Here is a 20,581-nt window from a genome sequence, read left to right as displayed (position 1 = left end):
TTAGTGAGAGGCTGCCATTGCGGAATGCTGCTCAGAGTTCTTACTCCAAGAGCCGCGATCCACAAGCCATTCGGACGATTTTTTCAGGCCGCCGAAGGGGAAGATGTGAATTTGCTGGATGGGGCCGGCCGGGTTGGCCTGGAAGTGCTTTTCGATCGGTCCGACAATGTCTTCCGGGTTATGGCCGAGCGCCATGGCCGTGACGGACAGGGCGTTCTTCTTCAGGAAGGAAATCGAGTTGCCGACGCCGCACATGGCCGCAAACTTGATCAGCGTCGTGATCTTGGCCGGGCCGGATACGCCGAGGTGAACCGGCAGATCGATGCCATGCGCCTTCAGGCCTTCGGCCCAGGTGATGAACTTCTTGGAGTCGAAGCCGAACTGGGTGACGATGCGTACGTTCACGCCGGTCTTGGCCGCCCAGGCCTGCTTCTGCTTCAGGGCTTCGACCGCGGTTGCTTCGGTGAAATCGGGGCTGCCTTCCGGATGGCCGGCCACGCCGATATGGGTGATGCCATTGCCTTCGAAGAAACCGGTTTCCAGAACTTCCATCGTGGAGCCGAAATCGCCGGCCGGCTTTTCCAGGCCGCCGCCGATGATCAGCACGTCGGTGACGCCGGCTTCGCCAACGGTGCGCTTCACGCGATCCTCAAGCGCTGCCTTGCTGGTCAGGCGACGGGAAGCGAAATGCGGCACCGGCTTGTAACCGAGCTTGGCAACCCGCACCGCAGCCTGGACCAGAACGTCGGTCGGGTCGGTGCCGATATCGGTGATGTAGACGCGGCTGCCGGCCGGGAACAGGCCGGGCAGGTCAGCGGATTCGATCGCCTGCTTCGGGGCGACTTCGATGGATGCGGGAATCTTTGCCATGGGTTTCGTGTGTCCTTGGGGTTATGGCTGTTCGCGGCCGCCAGCCTTGACGAGGGCAACCAGTCGCTCCTTGTCATAGGCGGCTTCGAGCTCCGCAGCGGCCTTGTCCGCTTCCGCTTCCAGATCGTCGGAAACGGACACGGGATCGGCCTTGCGCCACTCGGCGAGATAGTCGTCGGTTTCGGCGGCGCCGGTGCGCATGGCGCACATGTCGATCGCCTCCGTAAAGCGCAGGGAAAGTTCGCGCTTGGCCGTGGTCCGGCCCTTCTTGACGATGACTTGCGCGGGGATGTCGCGCCAGTAGACGATGATGCGGTCCGCCATTCCATTTCTCCTGCTCTCGGGGCACACAATGCACGGGTCCCGGACGCCGGACTTCGCTTCCGACGACGCGGCCCACATGAAAAACGACGCTTGCTGAAATAATTGTCGCAATGCCCTTATTGCGACGTTTGCCCTCAGCCGGCTGGCAAAGGCCTCACCAGATGCCTTTTGTCAATCCGTTGAAAAGCCAGGTCCAGACGGTCACGTTGAACCAGTGTTTGGAAGGGCCTTCGGGCTGCAGCGGTCGCAGGCTGCCGCCCAGTACATCCCGTACGGCATTTTCGACCGCATCCGCTGATATGGCAGTGAGTAGAGTGGGATAGGTCCACATGCTGTCGGAACGGGTCGGGCTTGTTCTTGTCTGATAGAGGATCGGTCCGGTATCCACTCCGGAGTCCACCAGGTGGACGGTTGCGCCGAAGTTCTGCCGGTCGTCCGACACGAGCGCCCAGTAGCCGCCCATCTGGCCGCGATAGGCGGGATTGATGCCGCTGTGGAGATTGATGACGGGGCAGGGAATCGACGCCAATGTCGCTTTCCGGAGAATGCGGCAACTGACCGTCACCACCACCGCAGGCTTGAGGCGGGCAATGAGCGCCGCGGCTTGCTCGTCGTTCAGATCCGCGACGCGGTGAAGCGGAATGCGCTCGTCGAGAATGCCGGAAAGACCATGGTCGCGAGCGATGTCCTCGGCGCGGCGCTGGGTGAAGCGTTTTCCAAACCGGGAGACGATCATCGTCGCAAGCTGGCCCAGGGCCGAAGCCCAGCCAAACCGCTGCAATCGGCGCTGGAACAGTGTTCTTTTTGATTCCGGCTGTTCCAGCAGGATGTGGGTTCCCGGAAAGCGGGAGGCCAGACGATTGGCGATCATCCACGGGTTAAACCCGCCTGCGGTCATGAACAGGATGACGGGTACGTCGGAAACGGGATCGTTCATTGAAAACAGCTCACAGAATATAGGCGATGGCAGCCCCAGTCGCGAGAACCGTGCCTGCCACGAAGAAAATCGAGAATACACCGATACAGACGCCGGCGATCAGTCCAAGCCCGTCGCGAGCGGAAAGCGTCAGGCCAATGATCGCCAATGCGAAGGCGGGCAGCCAGTTTCCGAGCGGGATCGGCAGGAAAACGACCGTCGCAAGAAGGAGGGCAAAGAGCCCGAGCAGCCGCTCTGCCAGGCGCCTGCCGGTGAAGGCGAGGCGGGGTTTCAGCCAGCGCTCCATCATGCGCAGGTAGGGGATTGCCCGCGCTGCGAAGGCTGCGAAGGTCGCGCGTTCGATCCGGCAGTTGGCGAGCCGCTCCGGAAAGGTGAGGGCCTGGCCCGAGCGCATGGCCATCTGCCAGGAGACAAACAGAAGGGGGAGGCCGAAAATCAGCGTGGAACCCGGGGGCAGGGGCATGAGATTGGGAATGGCAAAGACGGCCAGCGACGCGCCGGCTGATTTTTCGCCGAAGGCTTCGGTCACCTCGCGGAGGGTGAGGTGGCTGCTCTGCGAATGGCTGAGGTGGTCCAGTATATCGGCCAGGCTTTCCCGTTCCGGGCAGCCTGGCAGGAAGGTTGATCCAGGATCAATCGCAAGTGGCGCATCGCATTCAGACATGACATCCGCCTCAAGTTCCGTTCATGAACCATTCTGGACGCCATTCCCTTCCTGTCGGCTTAACAGGCGTCATTCGGCGCGGCTCTTTTCGAAAGGTCTGGTCAAGGAAGCGTTAAAATGCCGGGGTGGCGAGCGTTAGCCCCGAGCGGCGGCGAGAAGCTCGGTCGCGAGATCTCCGTAGCCGGTAAAGCGATACTCGTATTCGACGCCGAGATAGGCGGCTGCGACCTTTGCCTTCTCCTGCAGGGCGGGGTCTTCGAGCTGCGAGAGATAGATCAGCTTGGTATAGTTGGAGAAATACATCTCTTTCAGCTCGGGATGTCGGTCCAGACCGAGGGGCTCGATGACGAAGGCTTCGAACTGGCGGGCGAGAAAGTCGGTCAGGAAAAAGGCCGTAATGTCGCTTTCCCACGTTTCCGCGAAGGCGTCGTTGCCGGCAAAGAAGGAATAGCAGTGCGGACCGGAAAGCCGTTCCACGCCTTCCTCCGCAATGACCCGGTCGAGCGCGCCACCCGTGCCGCAATCGGCATAGGCGATGAATATGCGGGACGCGCCGCCCTGCCGCGCTTCGGCAATGGCCTCGCGGACGCCGGGCGCGATCTTCTCCGGATGGGCATGCCATATGGCGGGCAGGCAGGCGAGCTCCAGATGGTCGAGCCGGTTGAGCTTGGCGATGGCCAGAATCTCCCGCGCGATCGCGCCACAGGCAATCACGTGAACCTTTTCACCTGTCATGCGTTCGTCAGGGGAAGCGGACTTTTCCGGCTTCATGAGCTTTGTTTCCATGACGCGAAGGACCTTGAAGTGATGATCAACAGCAATATGGTAAAATTCGGTTCGGTGCTCGTGGCGCTGGTCTTGCTTTCTTCCTGCGCCAATACGATCCGCGGTGCGGGCAAGGATGCGGCCAACACCGTGAATGCCACCCAGTCCGCCGGCAACAGTGTGGCCAACGCCGCTGAATAAGCGGCCCATCCTCCCATGAAAAAGCGGCCGTACGTTTCCGCACGGCCGCTTTTTCAATGCTTCTGGGGCCGCAAGGCTCAGGCGCTCATCTGGTTGTGCTTGCGCTTGATGAAGTCCTTGGCGGTTTCCACGGCAACAGCGGCGTCGCGGCAGTAGGCGTCGGCGCCGATGGCCTTGCCGAATTCTTCATTGAGCGGCGCGCCGCCGACCAGAACGACGTAATCGTCGCGCAGGCCCTTTTCCTTCATGGTGTCGATGACGACCTTCATGTAGGGCATGGTGGTGGTCAGCAGGGCGGACATGCCGAGGATATCCGGCTTCTCACGCTCCAGCGCATCGAGATAGTTCTCGACCGGGTTGTTGATGCCGAGGTCGATCACGTCGAAACCGGCGCCTTCCATCATCATGCCGACGAGGTTCTTGCCGATGTCGTGAATGTCGCCCTTCACGGTGCCGATAACCATCTTGCCGAGCTTCGGCGCGCCGGTGGCGGCGAGCAGCGGACGCAGGATCGACATGCCGGCCTTCATCGCATTGGCGGACAGCAGAACTTCCGGAACGAAGAGAATGCCATCGCGGAAGTCGATGCCGACGATGCGCATGCCTTCGACGAGAGCCTGGGTCAGGATGTCGTAAGGAGCCCAGCCGCGTTCCAGAAGAATGTTGGTGGCTTCTTCGATTTCTTCCTTCAGACCGTCGTAAAGGTCATCGTGCATCTGCTGCACGAGTTCGTCGTCAGAGAGGTCTGCGAGAATGATTTCGTCGTCGGACATGTTTTGCTTCCCAGTTAAGAGCGATGCGATAGCCATACCAGATAGACCTGATACAGCAAAGAAGAGTTAAGGGGAAACCGTTTCCGTTCCGGCTTGCGGCGAATGACCTGAACCCCCTAGGTGAAGCTCAAGCATTCCTGCACGAGCCGGTGCGAGGCTTGCAGGCCAAAGCGATGCGGATGCGATTCCGTCCTCGTATTCCTTTGACATCAACACTAGAACCGACATGGCGCAAAACCCTTTTCGTTAGCGACGTTGCCGACGGCAAAAGCGACCCGCATCGACAGGGCTCATTCTTTTCGTCACCCTGCCGCAAATGTCGTTCACAGCGTCCGATGTCTGGAGTAGAGAAATCGGTGGCGCATTAAGGAATGTTCCAAATGCGAATTCCGATAGCATGTGCGTCATCAAGAGGGTGCTTTCCGCGCCTTGCGATGTCGCGCATCCGCGCAAGCTTTGAGGAATCAGTATGAGCGATACGATTGAGAATACGGGAGCCGCCGCCGAGGCCGCCCCCCGCCGTGGCCGCAACGAAGGCCGCGGTGCCGCCGCACGCCGTGCATCGCGCACGGGCGGTGGGCCGGGCCCGTCCATGCCCTACATCCAGCGCAAGATCCCCGTCTATGAAGTGCTGGACGAGGAAGGCCTGACGCTCATCGAGCGCAATGCCGATACCGTTCTCGAGGAAGTCGGCATCGAGTTCCGCGACGATGCGGAAGCGCTGGCGCTCTGGAAGGAAGCCGGTGCGGATGTTCGTGGCGAGCGCGTACACTTCCCGAAGGGCCTCTGCCGCGAGCTTTTGAAGACGGCGCCGTCCGTTTTCACCCAGCACGCGCGCAACCCGATGCGCAACGTGCAGATCGGCGGCAACGCAACCGTCTTCGCTCCGGTCTATGGCCCTCCCTTCGTGCGCGACCTCGAAGGCAATCGCCGTTATGCGACCATCGAAGACTTCCGCAACTTCGTGAAGCTCACCTACATGGCGCCTTCGCTGCACCATTCGGGCGGTACGGTTTGCGAGCCGGTCGACGTTCCGGTCAACAAGCGTCACCTGGACATGGTTTATTCGCACATCAAGTACAGCGACAAGCCGTTCATGGGCTCGGTCACCGCGCCGGAACGCGCCGAAGACACGATCGCCATGTGCAAGATCCTGTTCGGTGACGATTTCGTCGAGAACAACACCGTTACGGTCAACCTCATCAACGCCAACTCGCCGATGGTCTTCGACGAGACCATGCTCGGCGCGGCCAAGGTCTATGCCCGTCACAACCAGGCCTGCGTTCTCTCGCCCTTCATCCTCTCGGGCGCCATGAGCCCGGTGACGGTGGTCGGCACGCTGACGCAGATTCTGGCCGAAGTGCTGGCCGGTGCCGCCTTCACGCAGCTGATCCGCAAGGGTGCCCCGGTGCTGTTCGGCACCTTCGCCGCCTCGATCTCGATGCAGTCGGGTGCACCGACCTTCGGTACGCCGGAGCCGTCGCTCGTTTCCTACGGCGCCGCTCAGCTCGCCCGCCGTCTCGGCCTGCCGTTCCGTACGGGCGGTTCGCTCTGCGGCTCCAAGGTTCCGGACGCACAGGCCGCGCACGAATCGGCTGCGACCCTCAACATGACGCTGCTCGCCGGCACGAACTTCGCGCTGCATTCCGCCGGCTGGCTGGAAGGCGGTCTGGTCTCGTCCTACGAGAAGTTCATGATCGATCAGGACCAGCTCGGCATGATGCAGAAGATGGCCCAGGGCGTCGACCTCTCGGTCGAGGCACAGGCCATGGACGCGATCCGCGAAGTGGGCCCGGGCAGCCATTATCTCGGTTGCGCCCATACCCAGGCGAACTTCCAGTCCGCCTTCTACCGTTCGCCGCTCGCCGACAACAACTCGTTCGAGCAGTGGGAAGTGGAAGGGGCCAAGCGCATCGAAGAGCGTGCCAACGCCCTTTGCCGCAGCTGGCTGGAGAGCTACGAGGCGCCGCATCTCGATCCCGCCATCGACGAGGCCCTGCTGGAATTCATTGCCAAGCGCAAGAACTCCATGCCGGACGCCTTCTCCTGAAGAGAGCCCGATCCCGCCAGGGAGCAAGGCGGATCCAAGCGGGTCGCCGATCTCATCCAGAAAGAAGTCTGGCGTCCGCACTATGAATATAAGGGGCCGCGGTGAGCGGCTCCGGGACAATCCGGACAATCCGTGCGGCGTTACAGCCGCACGGGCTCATGCTGCGCGGTGCGCTTTCCTTTTCCGGGGATGGCCCCCAGTTGCCCGCAGGCCCCGCCCGCGCCCTGATTCTTGTCGGCCATGCCGGCAGTTCTTTGTGGGAGCCTTTTTCAGCCTGGCGCCGCACGGATCTTGCCTGCACCTCCGAACATCCGCTCGATGACTGGTCGAAGGCGGTTATTGCGCCGATCGCGGCCGCCTCCGGGGCGACGGCCTACTTTCCCTCCGATCCACCGTGGCAGCCGTTCCAGCAATGGGCGATGCGCGCCGAGGGCCTCCGAGCATCGCCGCTCGGCATCCTTATCCATCCGATCTACGGCCTCTGGCACGGTTACCGGGGCGCGCTGGCCTTCACCGAGGCCCCAGACGATTTCGCCGCCTCGCAGCCGGAAGGCGCGCATCCTTGTGAAACCTGCGCGGAGAAGCCCTGTCTGCACACCTGTCCCGCCGAAGCGATCGGTGCGGATGGATTTCGCTATTCGGCCTGCCGGGGCCACCTGGCGCGGTCTGCGGGAGAGGACTGCCTGCTGAGGGGATGTCTTGCCCGAAACGCCTGCCCGGTCGGGGCCGGATATCGCTATTGCGAAGACCAGCTGCAATTTCATATGGCTGCCTTAAAGCGGTGACAGGGTCTGCCTGTCGTCAACGGACACCACCCCATGCGTTTGCTTCTCGTCGTCTTCCTGCTGTGTTTGACCGGATCGTCCTCCTTCGCCGATGCTTTCCAGCCGGGCTGCCGGCGCTTGGAACAGGCGGGCACCAGCTATGTCACCTGCGGTTTCGATCCGGCCCGGGCGCAGATCGACCTGCATAATCGCAACAGCGACGGCAAGCCTTACGGCTTTTTCGATCCCCTGTTCCGCACCATGATGGCAAAGGGCCGGCTTCCAGTCTTTGCCATGAATGGCGGTATGTACGAGGACGACCTCTCGCCCGTCGGGCTGTATGTGGAGCAGGGGAAGGTTCTGAAAGAGGCCAATACGCGGGACGGGTGGGGCAATTTTCACCTGAAGCCAAACGGGGTCTTCTTTCTGAAAAACGGGAAAGCCGGCGTCGAAGCCACCGATGTCTTCGTGCGACGGCAGGAGCAGATGGATTTCGCCACCCAGTCCGGCCCCATGCTGGTGATCCGCGGCAAGGTCCATCCCAAGTTCCTGCCGGACAGCGACAGCCTGAAAATTCGCAATGGCGTCGGCGTCGACCGGCAGGGGCATGTCTGGTTCGTGATCAGCGAAAGTTCGACCCGATTTTATGACATGGCCGTGCTCTTCCGGGATCGGCTGGACTGTCCCGATGCGCTTTATCTCGACGGGACGATCTCCAGTGTCTACGCTCCCGATCTCGGCCGTTTCGACCGGTTTTTCCCCATGGGGCCGATCGTGACCGTGTCGGTGGCGCTTCCCTTTGCACTGCCCTGAACAGGGTTAAGGCTTTTCGACGATGTCTTTCGCGCAGCGCCGGGCCGATGAACGGACTCGAAGCTTAAATTGCTATTTTTGCAAGGAATGCCCCGCTTCATACTCCCATAGATAGTATTTCAGGGACGTTTTCCGTTTCAAATCGGGAGAATATGTGTATCGCGTACTAATATAAGAAATGAAACAATTTGCGTATGTGAATTAATTATCAATAAGAATTACCTATATATACCATCATGGCACGCCCACCCCGGAATTAATGGGAAGAGCCATGTATTTTAAGACCCTGTACACCGTATCGACACGATTTCTGAACAACAAGGCCGGCAATTTCGCGGCCACGACAGCGCTGCTGATGTTTCCGGCCACTATTCTGGTCGGCATGTCCGTGGATCTGTGGAACGCCTACGAGGCAAAGACAAAGATGGACCAGGTGGCGGATGCAGCGGCGCTTGCGGCCATCAACACCCAGTCCAAAGCCTATATCAACAGCACGAACGGGAGGGACAAGTCGAACTGGGACCGGGAAGCGCAGGCCTTTTTCGAAGGCAACAAGGAGGTCGTTGCGCCCGATCTGAATGTTGCCGCGTCCGCCGATGTGCAGAGGAACGGACTGACCATTTCGTCTCTGGTCAGCTATCGCATGCAGTTCCCGACCAACTTCATGCAGATGATCGGCGTGAATACACTGCAGATCAGCGGGGAGGCCAAGGCCGAATTCAATGTCGGCGAGTATTACAACGTCAATGTGCTGGTGGATAATTCGCCCTCCATGGGGATCGGTGCCTCGCAGTCCGATGTGGACAAGATGCAGGCCAAGATCGGCTGCGCCTTTGCCTGCCATGATCTTTCCAACACGATGAACAACCTGCCGCGGGTCAAGACCCTGGGCGTCAAGCTCCGCATCGACGTGGTGAGCGCTGCGATGACCAAGCTTGCGGACATGATCACCAACAACATCACGCAGAAAGGTCTCTACAAGCTCAGTCTCTACAGCCTGGGGGCCCGGGCCGACGATTCCGTGGCCAATCCGCTCAGTTTGCTGCAGCCCATGACCCAGGACATGGATGCCTTCCGCAGGTCCGCCGGATCCGTTCAGCTGATGATCATGCCAAAGCACAATTACAACGCCTATGCCGTCGGTTACATCAACAAGGCGATCCAGCTGCTGAACCAGCAGATTCCGCCGTCGGGGACCGGTACCGGTGTCAACAATCCGCGCCAGGTGATGTTGCTGGTGACGGATGGGGTCGTTGACATGCAATCCACCGCGTCGCAATGCACCGGGGTTTTCCAGTATGGGCGCTGCGTTCAGCCGGTCGATGTCAATGAGTGCCAGCGTTTGAAAAACCGCGGGGTCGTGGTGGCCGTTCTGCACACCACCTACCTGCCGATCACCACGAACGACAATTACGTCAACTGGGTCCGGCCGTTCGACCAGCGGATCGGGCCGGCATTGCAGGCCTGCGCCTCACCCAATCTCTACGAGCATGTGGATATGAATTCCGATATTTCCGCCAGCCTGAACGAGCTTTTCAAGCGGGCCACCAACATGCCCCGCCTGACGATGTAACGGCAAGGCCTAGCGCGCTTCCGGATAGGCGCGCTGCAGGCCCCCCGACCGTGAAAGCCCGGTCCGGAAGGCCGAGAAAGCAGGATGGTGGCTGGACTTGGCAATTTCATGCAGGCGAATCTGGAGACGGGCCGGCGCATGGAGCCCCAGCCATTCGCCTGCCTTTTCCAGCTTGATCGTGTGCAGGAAGCGGGATCTGGTGGCGGCTTCGAGATAGAATTCGATGCCCGCCGTCAGGTTTTCGTCCTGCTTGGCATTTTCCATGACAAGACGCAGGTAGGATTGCTCCTGCTCGCCCAGAAGGCCGAGTTTTTCTGCAATCGTGTCACGATCGGGAAAGGGGGCAGCATTGGGCATGGCGGTCTCGGCGGCAGAAGAACCGGTTACGGATTGCATTCTAATCTCCTGGATCATGGACGAAAAGGGGCCGTGCGCTGCGGGCGCGCCGGAACGTCGAAAGGTTCAGGGGGGTTACCGGCGCGGGCCCGGTCGATCATCGTTCGGTAGGCATCCTCGAGGTGGCGGGCGAACCGCTCCGTATCGAAGAGCGGTGCGCTGTTGCGCGCGGCGGCCAGCCGGGTGCGCATCTCCCGTCGGAAAGCCGCGTCGGTCGCCAGGCGGACATTCAGCGCCACATAGGCGGTGTCATCCCCGGTGACCAGTTCCGGCAGGTTCACCGCCCGCAGGAGACTTTCCGAGACACGGCCGGCAAAATTTCGGCCCTTCAGCGTGACCAGCGGCAGGCCGGCCCAGAGCTTGTCGGAGGTCGTCGTATGTCCGTTACAGGGAAAGGTGTCCAGGCCGAGATCCGCAGACTGGAGGCGGGCAATATGGGCGGCATAGGGAATGATATCCGCAAACACCACCCGCGACGGATCGATGCCCCGGTCTGCCATGGCGGAGCGCATGTTCTGGCGCGCGTCTTCCCCTTCTGCTGCCATCCAGAGAATGCTGTCGGGCGCTCCCCTCAGGATCTCCATCCATAGCGCGACGGTGCGCGGAGAGATTTTTCGCTGGTTGTTGAAGGAGGCCAGGATCACCCGGTCTTCAGGCAGGCCCAGCGCGGCACGATCCGTCGGCGGGGGCAGGGCACGGTGCAAGCCGTCATTCGGCTGGTAGCTCTCCGGCAAACGGCAGAATGGGGTTTCCCAGAAGGGCTGGCTCTCGCTGGGGGTGACGATCCGGTCGCCGATCATGTAATCGCAGTCGATGCCGGTATTGATTCCCGGAAAGCCGAGCCAGGCCACCTGCACCGGTGCAGCCCCGCCATTCAGGATGCCCGGTCGTGCATCCCGGGTATGGCCCTTGAGGTCCACAAGAATGTCGATAGTGCGGCCCCGAATGAATTCCACCGCATCGGCATCGGTCAGATCCCCGATGTCGTGCAGGTTGGGAATGCGATTGCGCCCTCCCGTATCGATGGCTTTCAGGCCTTCATCGGTATAGCAAAAGACATGGACCTCGAACGCGCTGGGGTCGTGACCCGCCAGCACGCTCTGCACCAGCACCATCGTGGCGTGACGGTCGCTGAGATCATTCGAGAGGTAGCCGATGCGGATGCGGTTCCCATATTCATGCGGCCGGGTGCGGCGTGTGAGGCGATTGAACGGATTGTAGCTGGCGCCGCCATCGATTCGCGTCAGGCGGGCGGCAAAACGGTCCTCATCCGACCAGAACAAATGGTCGAGCGGGTTTTCCATGTCGAAGATGCCCGGTTCTCCCGCTTCCATCATGGCCGTCACCACCCGGTCGCTGGCCGCGGCTTCATCGAATTTCAGCAGCATCCGCACGCTGTTCCGATAGGTATTGAGCGCTTCGAAATCTTTCGCGTTTTCTCGCACCAGGGATGCGCTGATTTCATAGGCGCGCTGCCAATTGCCAATGCGGGCATATAGTTTGGCGGCCAGCAACTGCACCTGCCGGAGATTGGGCAGGCCGGGGACGCAGGCGCGATCATACCATGAGGCGGCCTGCGCATATTGCCGAAGGCGCGTACAGGACTGCGCCATCATCAAGGCAAGAGCGGGTTCCACCGTCTTCTTGTTCTCGATCAAAGGCCCGAGCTTGCGCATGACCATGACGTGATTGCCCGCCCGGTAAAATTCCATCGCTTCCTTGAGAAGGGCTGACATCGACAAACGACCTTTCCTTTGGGCAATCACTCGACCGGGGGCTGCACGGAGCAGCCGGACAGGGTCGAGCGTTACGCCTCAAGGCTGGCTCCAGACTTGCGCGCTTTATTAGGCGGCAATTGACAGGAATGACTTGATTAGTGTCCGTTAATGGCTGCCGGCCGAGTCGGTGCGTCACTCCGGGTATGATGGCCGTTCCCGTCAAATTGTGTCGATCCGTTCCCGGTTGGGCTGCAGCCCAATTTCTCATATGTCAGGAGTTCCGCATGGCCCTTCTTAGTCTCTGCATGCCCAGCAACCGCCGTTTCGAGGCGTCGCGGGCAGCCATAGAGGGCGCCATTGCCTTTGCGGAGGCGCGCGATGCCGAGCTTGTCATTTCGGATAATTCCGGCGATCCAGAGAAGGAGGCCTATTGGCGGCGGCAGTCTCCGCGCATTCGTTATTCGACGGCGATGGGCACGACGGCATTCGAGAATTTTCTCGCCACGATCCATGCGGCGACGACGCCCTTTATTCTGCAGCTCGGGGATGATGACGCCATAGCGCTCGATCCGGCCGTCCCGGCGGTCGATCTGGCTGCGCTGCCAGCGGATTTCATGGGGGTGAGACCGAAAACCGAGGTGACCGTGACCGGCGCAGGCGTCGTTCGCGTCAAGGCTTTTTCCATCGATGGTCTGACGCCATCGGAGCGTATTCGGGAATACAGCCAGAAGGCGGGCGGCGATAACAGCGGTTTTTACAGCATCTACCGGCGCGATCCCTATCGCAATCTCATCCGCCTTTTTGCGGAGCAGCACCCGATCAAGGGAAACTTCATCGATTGGGCCATGGCGCTCGCGCTGTTTGCCTATGGCCGGATGGCCTATGATGGCGGCATCATCTATCGCTACAATGCCGACCAATGGTCATCCCCGGAGCGGATCGCCGCCAAGAACCGCGAAATCTTCGCGTCCGTCGGCCTGCCCGCGCATACGGAGACGTATCAGCCGCTTCTGATGGCGCTGGATCTCTTCATCTTCGTGTCCCGGCCGGGCACGCCGCTGACCCAGGAGCAGGCGCTCGATGCCGTCAGCATCACGGCGGGCGACGTGCTGAACGGTTTCCTCAACCAGGTCATTCGTGACCCTGGCCAGTATTCCGAGAAAATCCGCTACCTGACCGAACTGGCCATGCAGGAAAGCAATGCCTTTGGACGCTTCCAGCTCGCACTCATCATGGCCGACGAACTGAAGCCCGGGCTCAAGGATGCCTATGTGCGCTATTATCAGACGGCGCAAACCTTTAGCTGATCGGGGTCAGAATTCCGGCGGAAGCGCTGAGCCTTTCCCCTCCTGCCAGTGACCCAGCAGATCAAGCGCGCCTTCGGCCGGTTGCCATTGCAGTTCTTCCATGGCGCGGCCGGGCGAATAGATCCGGTCGATCGAAAGGGGAAGGGGCCAGGCCAGACGGGCGAAGGCTTCCGCGACTTGCGGAGCCCGCAGACGGATGACGGCTGGCGCGTCGTGGCCGAGGCGTTCGCAGTCTTCCCGGAGAAAGGGCGTCAGGCCGGACAGGACAAGGCGGCGGCAGGCTGCAGGGGGCCGCTCCAATGCCTGCTCATGGGCGGACGCCACATCCTCCGCGGCGATGCCGCGATGCAGGCGAAACAGGACCATCCGGTTGACCGGTTCCGGGAAGCAGCGGCCAACCCGCAGGATCGTGACCCGAAATTGCGCCCCGGCCAGTGTCGTCAGATGTCTCTCGGCCGCCCATTTCGTGCGGTGATATATGGTCTTTGGTGAAGGCGGGGTGTCTTCATCGATCCAGAGGCAGGTCTTCTCCGCCCTGCCGGCGCCATAAAGGGCGGTGGTGCTGGTGAAGATGAAATGGCCGGCCCCTGCACGGATCGCGGCCTCAGCAAGACAAAGCGTGCCGTGGATATTCACCTGTTCGAACAGCCTGTCCGGCACCCGTCCCACATGGGGCGCATGGAGCGCCGCGCAGTGAATGACGGCGTCGAACCCGCCGCCGAGCAGGGCGGACAGAAATGCCATGTCGGTGATATCGCCGACATGGCTGGTGGTTGGAGCGGGGACGCGGTCCACGCCCACAAGATCGTGCCGGACCCGCAGCCGACCGACAATGGCGCTGCCGAGGCGACCCGAACTGCCGGTGACCATTACCCGCATGGGATCACGCCGGTCAGCCGCCGCGACGACGGCCCCGTTCCCGGCCTCCGCCAGCCACTTCTTCGCCGGCCGTCTTGTTGCGGAAGGGGCCAATCTTTTCCACGATGGCTTCCAGCGTGGGACGCGGGCCAGGCGTATAGGTGTCGAGCGCTTCCCGCATGGCCTTCAGATGTTCACAGCTCGTGCCGCAACAGCCGCCGATGATCTTTGCACCGCCGTCGCGAGCCAGACGGGCATATTCCGCCATCAGTTCCGGCGTTCCGGAATAGTGGATTTCCGAGCCCCGGAATTCCGGAATACCGCAATTGCCCTTGATGACGATGATGGCGTCCGGATTGGCTGTCGTCATGTCGAGCAGTGTCGAGAGGATATCGGAGGCGCCGACGCCGCAATTGGCGCCCACCGCCACGGGGCCTTCGCCCACATCGCCGGCAGGCTTCAGGATGTCGCGCGGATGCAGACCCATCATGGTCTTGCCGGCGGTATCGAAGGAGCCGGTATAGACGTAGGGCAGACCCACCTTCGTGGCTGCCTCCGCAGCGGCGCGGATTTCATCGGCGGACGACATGGTTTCGATCCAGGCAACATCGACGCCACCGGCCTTCAGGCCGTTCATCTGCTCGACGAAAGCGTCGACTGCGTCCTCGTAGCTGAGGGCGCCGAGCGGAATCAGCAACTCGCCCGTCGGGCCGACCGAACCGGCGACGATCACCGGACGGCCCGCCTTGTCTGCCACATCGCGGGCGATTTCCGCAGCTGTCTTGTTGAGCGCAAAAACCCGGTCGGAAGCGTGGTGCAGCTTCAGGCGGTGGCGGGTGCCGCCGAAGGAATTGGTGAGGATGATATCGGCGCCGGCATCGACGAAATCCTGATGCAGCTTGCGAATGCGCTCCGGATGGCTCTCCAGCCACAATTCCGGTGCTTCCCCGGCTTCCAGACCCATTGCGAAGAGATTGGTGCCCGTTGCGCCATCGGCGAGCAGGACGCCCTTGCGTGCCAGAAGGTCGGTCAGTGCATTGGGGGCTGTCGTCATCGGCGTTCCTCGCTCAGGCCATAGAATGATATAAAGATATCTTTATATGAACTGATGCGTGCCTTTTGACAAGCTGTTTTTGCCGTCCATAACGAAAAACCCCGCCGGAGGGCGGGGTTGATCAGGGCAATCCGGTCTGTCTTCAGGCCGTTTTCTGCGGGCGTTTTGCAAGAACGTCGGTCAGCCAGTCCGTACGCATTTCCGGAACGGAAGCCAGCAGGTTTTCCGTGTAGGGGTGGAACGGGGGATTGAAGATCTGCGCTGTCGGACCCTGTGCGATGATTTCGCCCCGCAGCATCACCGCCGTGCGGTGCGCGATGCGGCGCACGATGCCGAGGTCATGGGTGATGAACAGGTAGGAGAGGCCGAGTTCGTCCTGCAGCCTCTTCAGAAGCTTCAGAATTTCGTCCGCTACCAGCTGGTCGAGCGCCGACGTCGGCTCGTCGCAGATGATCAGTTCCGGATTGGCCGCCAGTGCGCGGGCAATGGCGATGCGCTGCTTCTGGCCGCCCGAAAGAGCGGTCGACAGGCGACCGGCATAATCGACCGGCAGACCCACCTGCGTCAGAAGTTCGGCGACCCGTTCCTTTGTCTTGGCCGGCGACATGCCGAAATAGAACTGGGCGGGACGGCCGATGATCTCTCCGATGGTCTGGCGCGGGTTCAACGCCACATCCGGCAGCTGATAGATCAGCTGGATGCGTTGCAGATCCTCGCGGGAGCGCTGCTTGTAATTGGCCGCCAGTTCCTTGCCCTTGAAGCTGACCGTACCGGAGGTCCGCGCCAGCAGGCCGGTGATCATGCGCGCCATGGAGCTCTTGCCGGAGCCGGATTCGCCCACCACCGCCACGGTTTCACCCTTGGCGACCGAGATGGAAACGCCCTTGATTACCTCGAAGCTGCCGTAGGAGGCGCGCACGTCCTTCACTTCCAGCAGAACCTCGTTGTGCTCGACCTTCACGTCCTCGGCGATGTGATCGGCAGCCTTGCGTTCCGAGACGAGGGCAGCCGTGTAGGCTTCCTTCGGCTGCTGGAGAATCTGCTCGGTGGCGCCAAGTTCCACCATCTTGCCGTGGCGTAGCACCATGATGCGATCGGAGATCTGGGCGACCACCGCGAGATCGTGGGTAATGTAGAGGGCGGCTGTGTTGTACTCCTTCACCACCTTCTTGAAGAGCGCCAGCACTTCGATCTGGGTCGTCACGTCGAGCGCCGTGGTGGGCTCGTCGAAGACGAGGATGTCGGGACGACAGGAAATGGCCATTGCCGCCATGGCGCGCTGCAACTGACCGCCCGAGACCTGGTGGGGGTAGCGGTCGCCGAAGGTCTGCGGATTGGGGAGGCCCAGCGAGGTGAAGAGTTCGATGGCCCATTTGCGGGCCTCTTCCTTGCTCATCAACCCGTGCTGGACCGGCATTTCGCAGACCTGATCCATGATGGTATGGGACGGGTTGAAGGATGCCGCAGCACTCTGTGCGATGTAGGCAATGCGCTTGCCGCGCATGTCGCGGCGGCCTTCCGCATCCTGCTTGCGGATGTCGGTGCCGGCGATGAACACTTCGCCCCCGGTAATGCGGCAGCCGGCACGGGCATAGGACATGGCCGACAGGCCGATGGTGGACTTACCCGCACCGGACTCGCCGATCAGACCCAGCACCTCACCCTTTTTGAGTTCGAGCGAGACGTTGTCGACCAGAACCAGGCCGCTGACCGACTCCACGCGGAGATTGTTAATCTTCAGGACGTTATCGGTCATGGCTTACATCTCCGCCGAGGCGCCGGACGGACGCGCATTGATGGACAGGATCCAGTCGACAATCAGGTTCACGCCGATGGTCATGAGGGCAATGGCCATTGCGGGCCAAAGCGGGGCGGGCAGGCCGAAGGAAATTGCCTTGCCACTGTCGCGCACCATGCCACCCCAGTCTGCCAGCGGCGGCTGGATGCCGAGGCCGAGGAAGGACAGGCCGGCGACGAAGAGGAAGTTGAAGCAGAAGCGCAGGCCGAATTCCGAAATCATCGGGGGCAGGGCATTCGGCAGGATTTCCTTGCGCATCACCCACCACAGGCCTTCACCGCGGAGCTTTGCCACTTCCACATATTCCAGCACCGCAATGTTCATCGAAACGGCGCGGGCCAGACGGAAAACGCGGGTCGAGTCGAGGATGGCGATGGTGATGATCAGCGTCGGGATCGACGAGCCGAACATGGAAAGCACGATCAGCGCGAAGACGAGCAGCGGGATCGACAGCATGATGTCGACGAAGCGCGACAGCGTCTGGTCGATCACCGGACCGCCCACGACGGCCATCAGGCCGGCGATCGTGCCGATGGTGAAGGACAGGATGGTGGTCAGCAGGGCCACGCCGATGGTGGTGCGGGCACCGTAGATGATGCGGCTGAGGATATCGCGGCCGATATTGTCATTGCCGAGCCAGAATTCCGCCGACGAGCGACCGAAGGTCTTGCCGACGGTTTCGGCTTCGCCATAGGGCGCGATCCAGGGAGCGAAGATGGCGAGGATCAGGAAGAAGCCGACGATGGCAATGCCGACCCAGGCGGAGAGAGTGGGTTTGTAGCCGAAGATTTTCATTATCAATGTCCCGTGTTCCGCTTGCGCAGGCGCGGATTGACCAGAATGCCGAGAATGTCAGCCGTCGTGTTGAGGATGATGAAGGCGCTGGCAAAGACCAGACCGCAGGCCTGCACGACCGGAAGGTCACGCTTCGTCACGCCATCCACCATGTATTGTCCCATGCCCGGATAGACGAAGACCACCTCGATGACGACGACGCCGACGATCAGATAGGCGAGGTTGAGCGCGATGACCGCGATGATCGGAGCGGCCGCATTCGGCAGGGCGTGCCGAAGGATGACGCGGGCGCGGGGCAGACCCTTCAGGAAAGCCATTTCGATATAGGGCTGGGACATGATCGCCAGCACCGAGGAGCGGGTCATGCGCAGCATGTGCGCCGTCACCAGAAGCGTCAGCGTGATCGCGGGAAGCGCGGTTACATAGAGCTTCGTGGAGAAGGCCATGTCCGGGAACACCGTCGCCAGGGACGGGAACCAGCGGTGCTTCACGGCAAAGAACAGGATCAGCACATAGGCAATGAAGAATTCGGGAACCGAAATGGCCGCAAGCGAGAGGATGTTCGCCACGCGGTCGATCCACTTGCCTTCGTTGATGGCGGCGAGAATGCCGAGGCCCACCGAGAGCGGCACCGCGATCAGTGCGGCGAAGCCGGCCAGGAACATCGTGTTGCCGAAGCGGGGCGCGATGGATTCCAGGATGTCGCGTTTGTTGGTGAGGGATACCCCCAGGTCACCATGCAGCACACCCATGAACCATTCGAGATAGCGCACATAGGCAGGCCGGTCGAGGCCGAGCTCCAGACGGAAGGCAGCCAGCGTTTCCGGTGTCGCGCCCTGGCCGAGAACGGCGCTCGCCACGTCGCCCGGAAGCATTTCCGTCGCGGCGAAAATCAGGATGCTGATGGCAAAGAGGGTCAATAAACCAAGGACGACCCTGGTTAAGATCAAGCGGAACATGTAGTCGTCCCCAGTCGATTTGCGATGATCATTGCCGCCGCTGCTGGCCAATAAGGGCCGGCACTGTCACGCGGTGGCACCAAACAATTTCATTTCAGTGAGGAAACCAGGCCGGGACGGCCTGGTTTCTTGTCGTTGGCGGGCCGCTATCAGGCGAACCAGGCCTTTTCGGCCAGACGCTGGTCGGCCAGGTCGTAACGGGCGTGCGGGGTGACGCCAGCGATCTTTGGCGAGTAGCCGTCGAGGTAATCGGAGATCGCGAAGCAGATCATGCCGCCGTCGTCGGAGATCATTTCCTGCGCCTTGAAATAGAGCTCCTTGCGCTTGGCATTGTCGAGCTCGATACGGGCTTCGGAGATGAGCTTGTCGAAGTCGGGCTTGCGCCAGTCGCTGTCGTTCCAGTCGGACGCCGAGCCGTAGACCTGCGACAGCGTCGCGTCGGCCGACATGCGGCGGCCCCAGTAAACGGCGCAGAAGGGAACCTTCAGCCAGACGTTATCCCAGTAGCCGTCGCCGGATACCTTGTTCACGGTCAGGTCGATGCCGGCCTTCTTCAGGGATTCCTGGTAGATGGACGCGCAATCGACGGCCGAGCTCCAGGCGCCTTCCGAGGTCTGCAGTTCAACCTTGCCGGAAATGCCGGCCTTCTTGAAGTGGAAGGCAGCCTTGTCCGGATCGTAGGCGCGCTGCGGCAGGTCGGTGTTGTAGAAGGGGTTCAGCGCGTCGAGCGTGTGGTCGTTGCCGGCCACGGCGTAGCCGCTGAACACCGACTGGATGATCTGCTCGCGGTCGATACCGTACTTGAGGGCGGTCCGCAGGTCCTTGTTGGTGAAGGGGTCCATGGTCACGCGCGACACGAAGCAGTACCGGTTGCCGGTGCCCTTCGTGCGAACGACCTTGACGTTTTCGTCCTGCATCAGCAGGTCGACGGTACGGGCGTCGAGGCGGTTTACGGCGTGCACTTCACCCGATTGCAGAGCCGCGGTGCGGGCTGCAGCGTCCTGGATGTAGCGGATTTCGACCGTGTCGAAGTTGCCGCGGTTCGGCTTCCAGTAGTCGCCGCGGTTCTTGAACACGATGCGAACGCCCGGCTCGAAGCTTTCCAGCGTGTAGGCACCGGTGCCGATCGGCTTGGACCAGTCGGAGAAGTCCTTGGGAACGACGACCAGGTGGTAATCGGCCAGGATGACCGGGAAGTCGGCATTGCCTTCCTTGAGGGTCATGGAAATCTGGGTCGGCGACAGGGCCTTGATTTCCGTGATCGGCTCGAGGATGCCCTTTGCCGGCGACTTGGTGTCGGCGCCGCGATGCAGGCCGATCGAGTAGATGATGTCGTCCGCGTCGAGTTCCTTGCCGTTGGAGAACTTCACGCCCTTGCGAACGTTGAAGACCCACTCGGCTGCACCCGGCTTTGCTTCCCAGCTTTCGAAGAGTTCAGGCGTCGGGTTGCCGGCGTCGTCGAACTCGATCAGGCAGTTCATGACGGCGAGGGATGCCGCAATCATGATGGAGTCTGCATAGGTACGCGGATCGTAGCTGTCGGAGGCGGAGCCGCCTTCCATGCCGATCACGAGCGCGCCGCCCTTCTTGGCATCCTCGGCCTTGGCGACCTTGGAGAAGAGGGTGCTGGCAACCGGGATCGCAATGCCGAGCGCGGCAGCGAACTGCACGAACTCGCGGCGGGACATCTTCCCACGGGCGGCGAGCGCTTCGGCCGATTTCAGCTTTTGTTCAAATTCGGTCATTAAAAAGTTCTCCTTCTGGTGGTTAATTTCTCGCCGCACCAATGGGCGGGCGAGGAAGTCATGCCCGGCATCGCCGGGAAAGCACGATTTGAGTCAGATAAAGGGATGCCCACAGGCATGCGGACCGGAGGGCAAACTCCAGCCGGGTCATTTCCAGACGATCTTCGAAAAACGGGCGAAACGAAACGCCGTGCGAGTCACCAAAGGGTGCTCCGAT

20 protein-coding genes are annotated in these 20,581 nt (G+C 61.3%); 6 read left to right on the top strand and 14 right to left on the bottom strand.

The window, feature by feature from the left end; translation table 11 throughout:
• The 5 genes from ACT54B_RS00820 to ACT54B_RS00800 form a co-directional block, all read right to left on the bottom strand.
• Complete coding sequence (locus tag ACT54B_RS00820) at positions 1-870, bottom strand: methylenetetrahydrofolate reductase (protein ID WP_476042116.1); 870 nt, start codon at positions 868-870, stop codon at positions 1-3.
• 21 nt (positions 871-891) lie between these two features.
• Positions 892-1,194, bottom strand: a complete 303-nt coding sequence (locus tag ACT54B_RS00815) for a virulence factor (protein ID WP_476042114.1) — start codon at positions 1,192-1,194, stop codon at positions 892-894.
• Positions 1,195-1,348: 154 nt separating this feature from the next.
• The gene (locus ACT54B_RS00810) at positions 1,349-2,131 is read right to left on the bottom strand and encodes a formyl transferase (RefSeq protein WP_476042112.1); all 783 of its coding nucleotides are present in this window, start codon (positions 2,129-2,131) and stop codon (positions 1,349-1,351) included.
• 10 nt (positions 2,132-2,141) lie between these two features.
• Positions 2,142-2,795: an exopolysaccharide biosynthesis protein gene (locus ACT54B_RS00805; RefSeq protein WP_476042111.1), complete on the bottom strand. Its 654-nt coding sequence runs from the start codon at positions 2,793-2,795 to the stop codon at positions 2,142-2,144.
• Positions 2,796-2,930: 135 nt separating this feature from the next.
• Positions 2,931-3,581 (bottom strand): DUF1638 domain-containing protein, encoded by a 651-nt coding sequence (locus tag ACT54B_RS00800; RefSeq protein WP_476042109.1) that lies wholly within the window; start codon positions 3,579-3,581, stop codon positions 2,931-2,933.
• A gap of 36 nt (positions 3,582-3,617) precedes the next feature.
• On the opposite strand from ACT54B_RS00800, the gene ACT54B_RS00795 reads away from it, so the two are divergent.
• Entirely contained in the window at positions 3,618-3,761 is a 144-nt protein-coding gene (locus ACT54B_RS00795) for an entericidin domain-containing protein (RefSeq protein ID WP_476043442.1), read from the top strand.
• Positions 3,762-3,838: 77 nt separating this feature from the next.
• Here the strand turns inward: ACT54B_RS00795 and ACT54B_RS00790 are convergent, their stop codons facing one another.
• A complete protein-coding gene (locus ACT54B_RS00790) occupies positions 3,839-4,534 on the bottom strand; it encodes a corrinoid protein (RefSeq protein WP_476042107.1) in 696 nt (231 codons plus the stop codon).
• A 469-nt stretch (positions 4,535-5,003) separates the two neighbouring features.
• Here ACT54B_RS00790 and ACT54B_RS00785 point away from each other — a divergent pair, with 469 nt between their 5' ends.
• The 4 genes from ACT54B_RS00785 (at position 5,004) to ACT54B_RS00770 (ending at position 9,734) form a co-directional block, all read left to right on the top strand.
• The gene (locus tag ACT54B_RS00785; protein ID WP_476042106.1) at positions 5,004-6,584 is read left to right on the top strand and encodes a trimethylamine methyltransferase family protein; all 1,581 of its coding nucleotides are present in this window, start codon (positions 5,004-5,006) and stop codon (positions 6,582-6,584) included.
• 158 nt (positions 6,585-6,742) lie between these two features.
• A complete protein-coding gene (locus ACT54B_RS00780; RefSeq protein WP_476042104.1) occupies positions 6,743-7,369 on the top strand; it encodes a ferredoxin in 627 nt (208 codons plus the stop codon).
• A 33-nt stretch (positions 7,370-7,402) separates the two neighbouring features.
• On the top strand, positions 7,403-8,161 hold the full coding sequence (locus tag ACT54B_RS00775; RefSeq protein ID WP_476042102.1) for a phosphodiester glycosidase family protein: 759 nt from the start codon (positions 7,403-7,405) through the stop codon (positions 8,159-8,161).
• A 271-nt stretch (positions 8,162-8,432) separates the two neighbouring features.
• Entirely contained in the window at positions 8,433-9,734 is a 1,302-nt protein-coding gene (locus ACT54B_RS00770; protein WP_476042100.1) for a pilus assembly protein TadG-related protein, read from the top strand.
• 9 nt (positions 9,735-9,743) lie between these two features.
• On the opposite strand, the gene ACT54B_RS00765 is transcribed toward ACT54B_RS00770, so the two are convergent.
• Together ACT54B_RS00765 and ACT54B_RS00760 are read right to left on the bottom strand one after the other, a co-directional pair.
• The gene (locus ACT54B_RS00765; RefSeq protein WP_476043440.1) at positions 9,744-10,091 is read right to left on the bottom strand and encodes a hypothetical protein; all 348 of its coding nucleotides are present in this window, start codon (positions 10,089-10,091) and stop codon (positions 9,744-9,746) included.
• 53 nt (positions 10,092-10,144) lie between these two features.
• Positions 10,145-11,866: an O-linked N-acetylglucosamine transferase, SPINDLY family protein gene (locus ACT54B_RS00760; RefSeq protein ID WP_476043439.1), complete on the bottom strand. Its 1,722-nt coding sequence runs from the start codon at positions 11,864-11,866 to the stop codon at positions 10,145-10,147.
• 266 nt (positions 11,867-12,132) lie between these two features.
• On the opposite strand from ACT54B_RS00760, the gene ACT54B_RS00755 reads away from it, so the two are divergent.
• Positions 12,133-13,155, top strand: a complete 1,023-nt coding sequence (locus ACT54B_RS00755; RefSeq protein ID WP_476042098.1) for a hypothetical protein — start codon at positions 12,133-12,135, stop codon at positions 13,153-13,155.
• A 6-nt stretch (positions 13,156-13,161) separates the two neighbouring features.
• Here the strand turns inward: ACT54B_RS00755 and ACT54B_RS00750 are convergent, their stop codons facing one another.
• The 6 genes from ACT54B_RS00750 to ACT54B_RS00725 all read right to left on the bottom strand — a co-directional run bounded on the left by ACT54B_RS00750 (position 13,162) and on the right by ACT54B_RS00725 (position 20,364).
• Positions 13,162-14,034, bottom strand: coding sequence for an NAD-dependent epimerase/dehydratase family protein (locus ACT54B_RS00750; protein ID WP_476042096.1), 873 nt, complete (start codon positions 14,032-14,034; stop codon positions 13,162-13,164).
• Positions 14,035-14,047: 13 nt separating this feature from the next.
• On the bottom strand, positions 14,048-15,067 hold the full coding sequence (bmt, locus tag ACT54B_RS00745; protein WP_476042094.1) for a betaine--homocysteine S-methyltransferase: 1,020 nt from the start codon (positions 15,065-15,067) through the stop codon (positions 14,048-14,050).
• Positions 15,068-15,209: 142 nt separating this feature from the next.
• Positions 15,210-16,823 carry an ABC transporter ATP-binding protein gene (locus tag ACT54B_RS00740; protein WP_476042093.1) on the bottom strand — a complete coding sequence of 538 codons (1,614 nt, stop codon included), beginning with the start codon at positions 16,821-16,823 and terminating at the stop codon, positions 15,210-15,212.
• Between the two features lie 3 nt (positions 16,824-16,826).
• Positions 16,827-17,660: an ABC transporter permease gene (locus tag ACT54B_RS00735; protein WP_476042091.1), complete on the bottom strand. Its 834-nt coding sequence runs from the start codon at positions 17,658-17,660 to the stop codon at positions 16,827-16,829.
• 2 nt (positions 17,661-17,662) lie between these two features.
• Positions 17,663-18,619 (bottom strand): ABC transporter permease, encoded by a 957-nt coding sequence (locus tag ACT54B_RS00730; protein ID WP_476042089.1) that lies wholly within the window; start codon positions 18,617-18,619, stop codon positions 17,663-17,665.
• A gap of 149 nt (positions 18,620-18,768) precedes the next feature.
• Complete coding sequence (locus ACT54B_RS00725) at positions 18,769-20,364, bottom strand: ABC transporter substrate-binding protein (RefSeq protein WP_476042088.1); 1,596 nt, start codon at positions 20,362-20,364, stop codon at positions 18,769-18,771.
• Positions 20,365-20,581: the final 217 nt, after the last annotated feature.

Source organism: Gellertiella sp. DMC107 (assembly GCF_056313605.1).
Note: the sequence above shows the minus strand (reverse complement) of the source record. Positions and strands in the feature narration are given on the sequence as shown.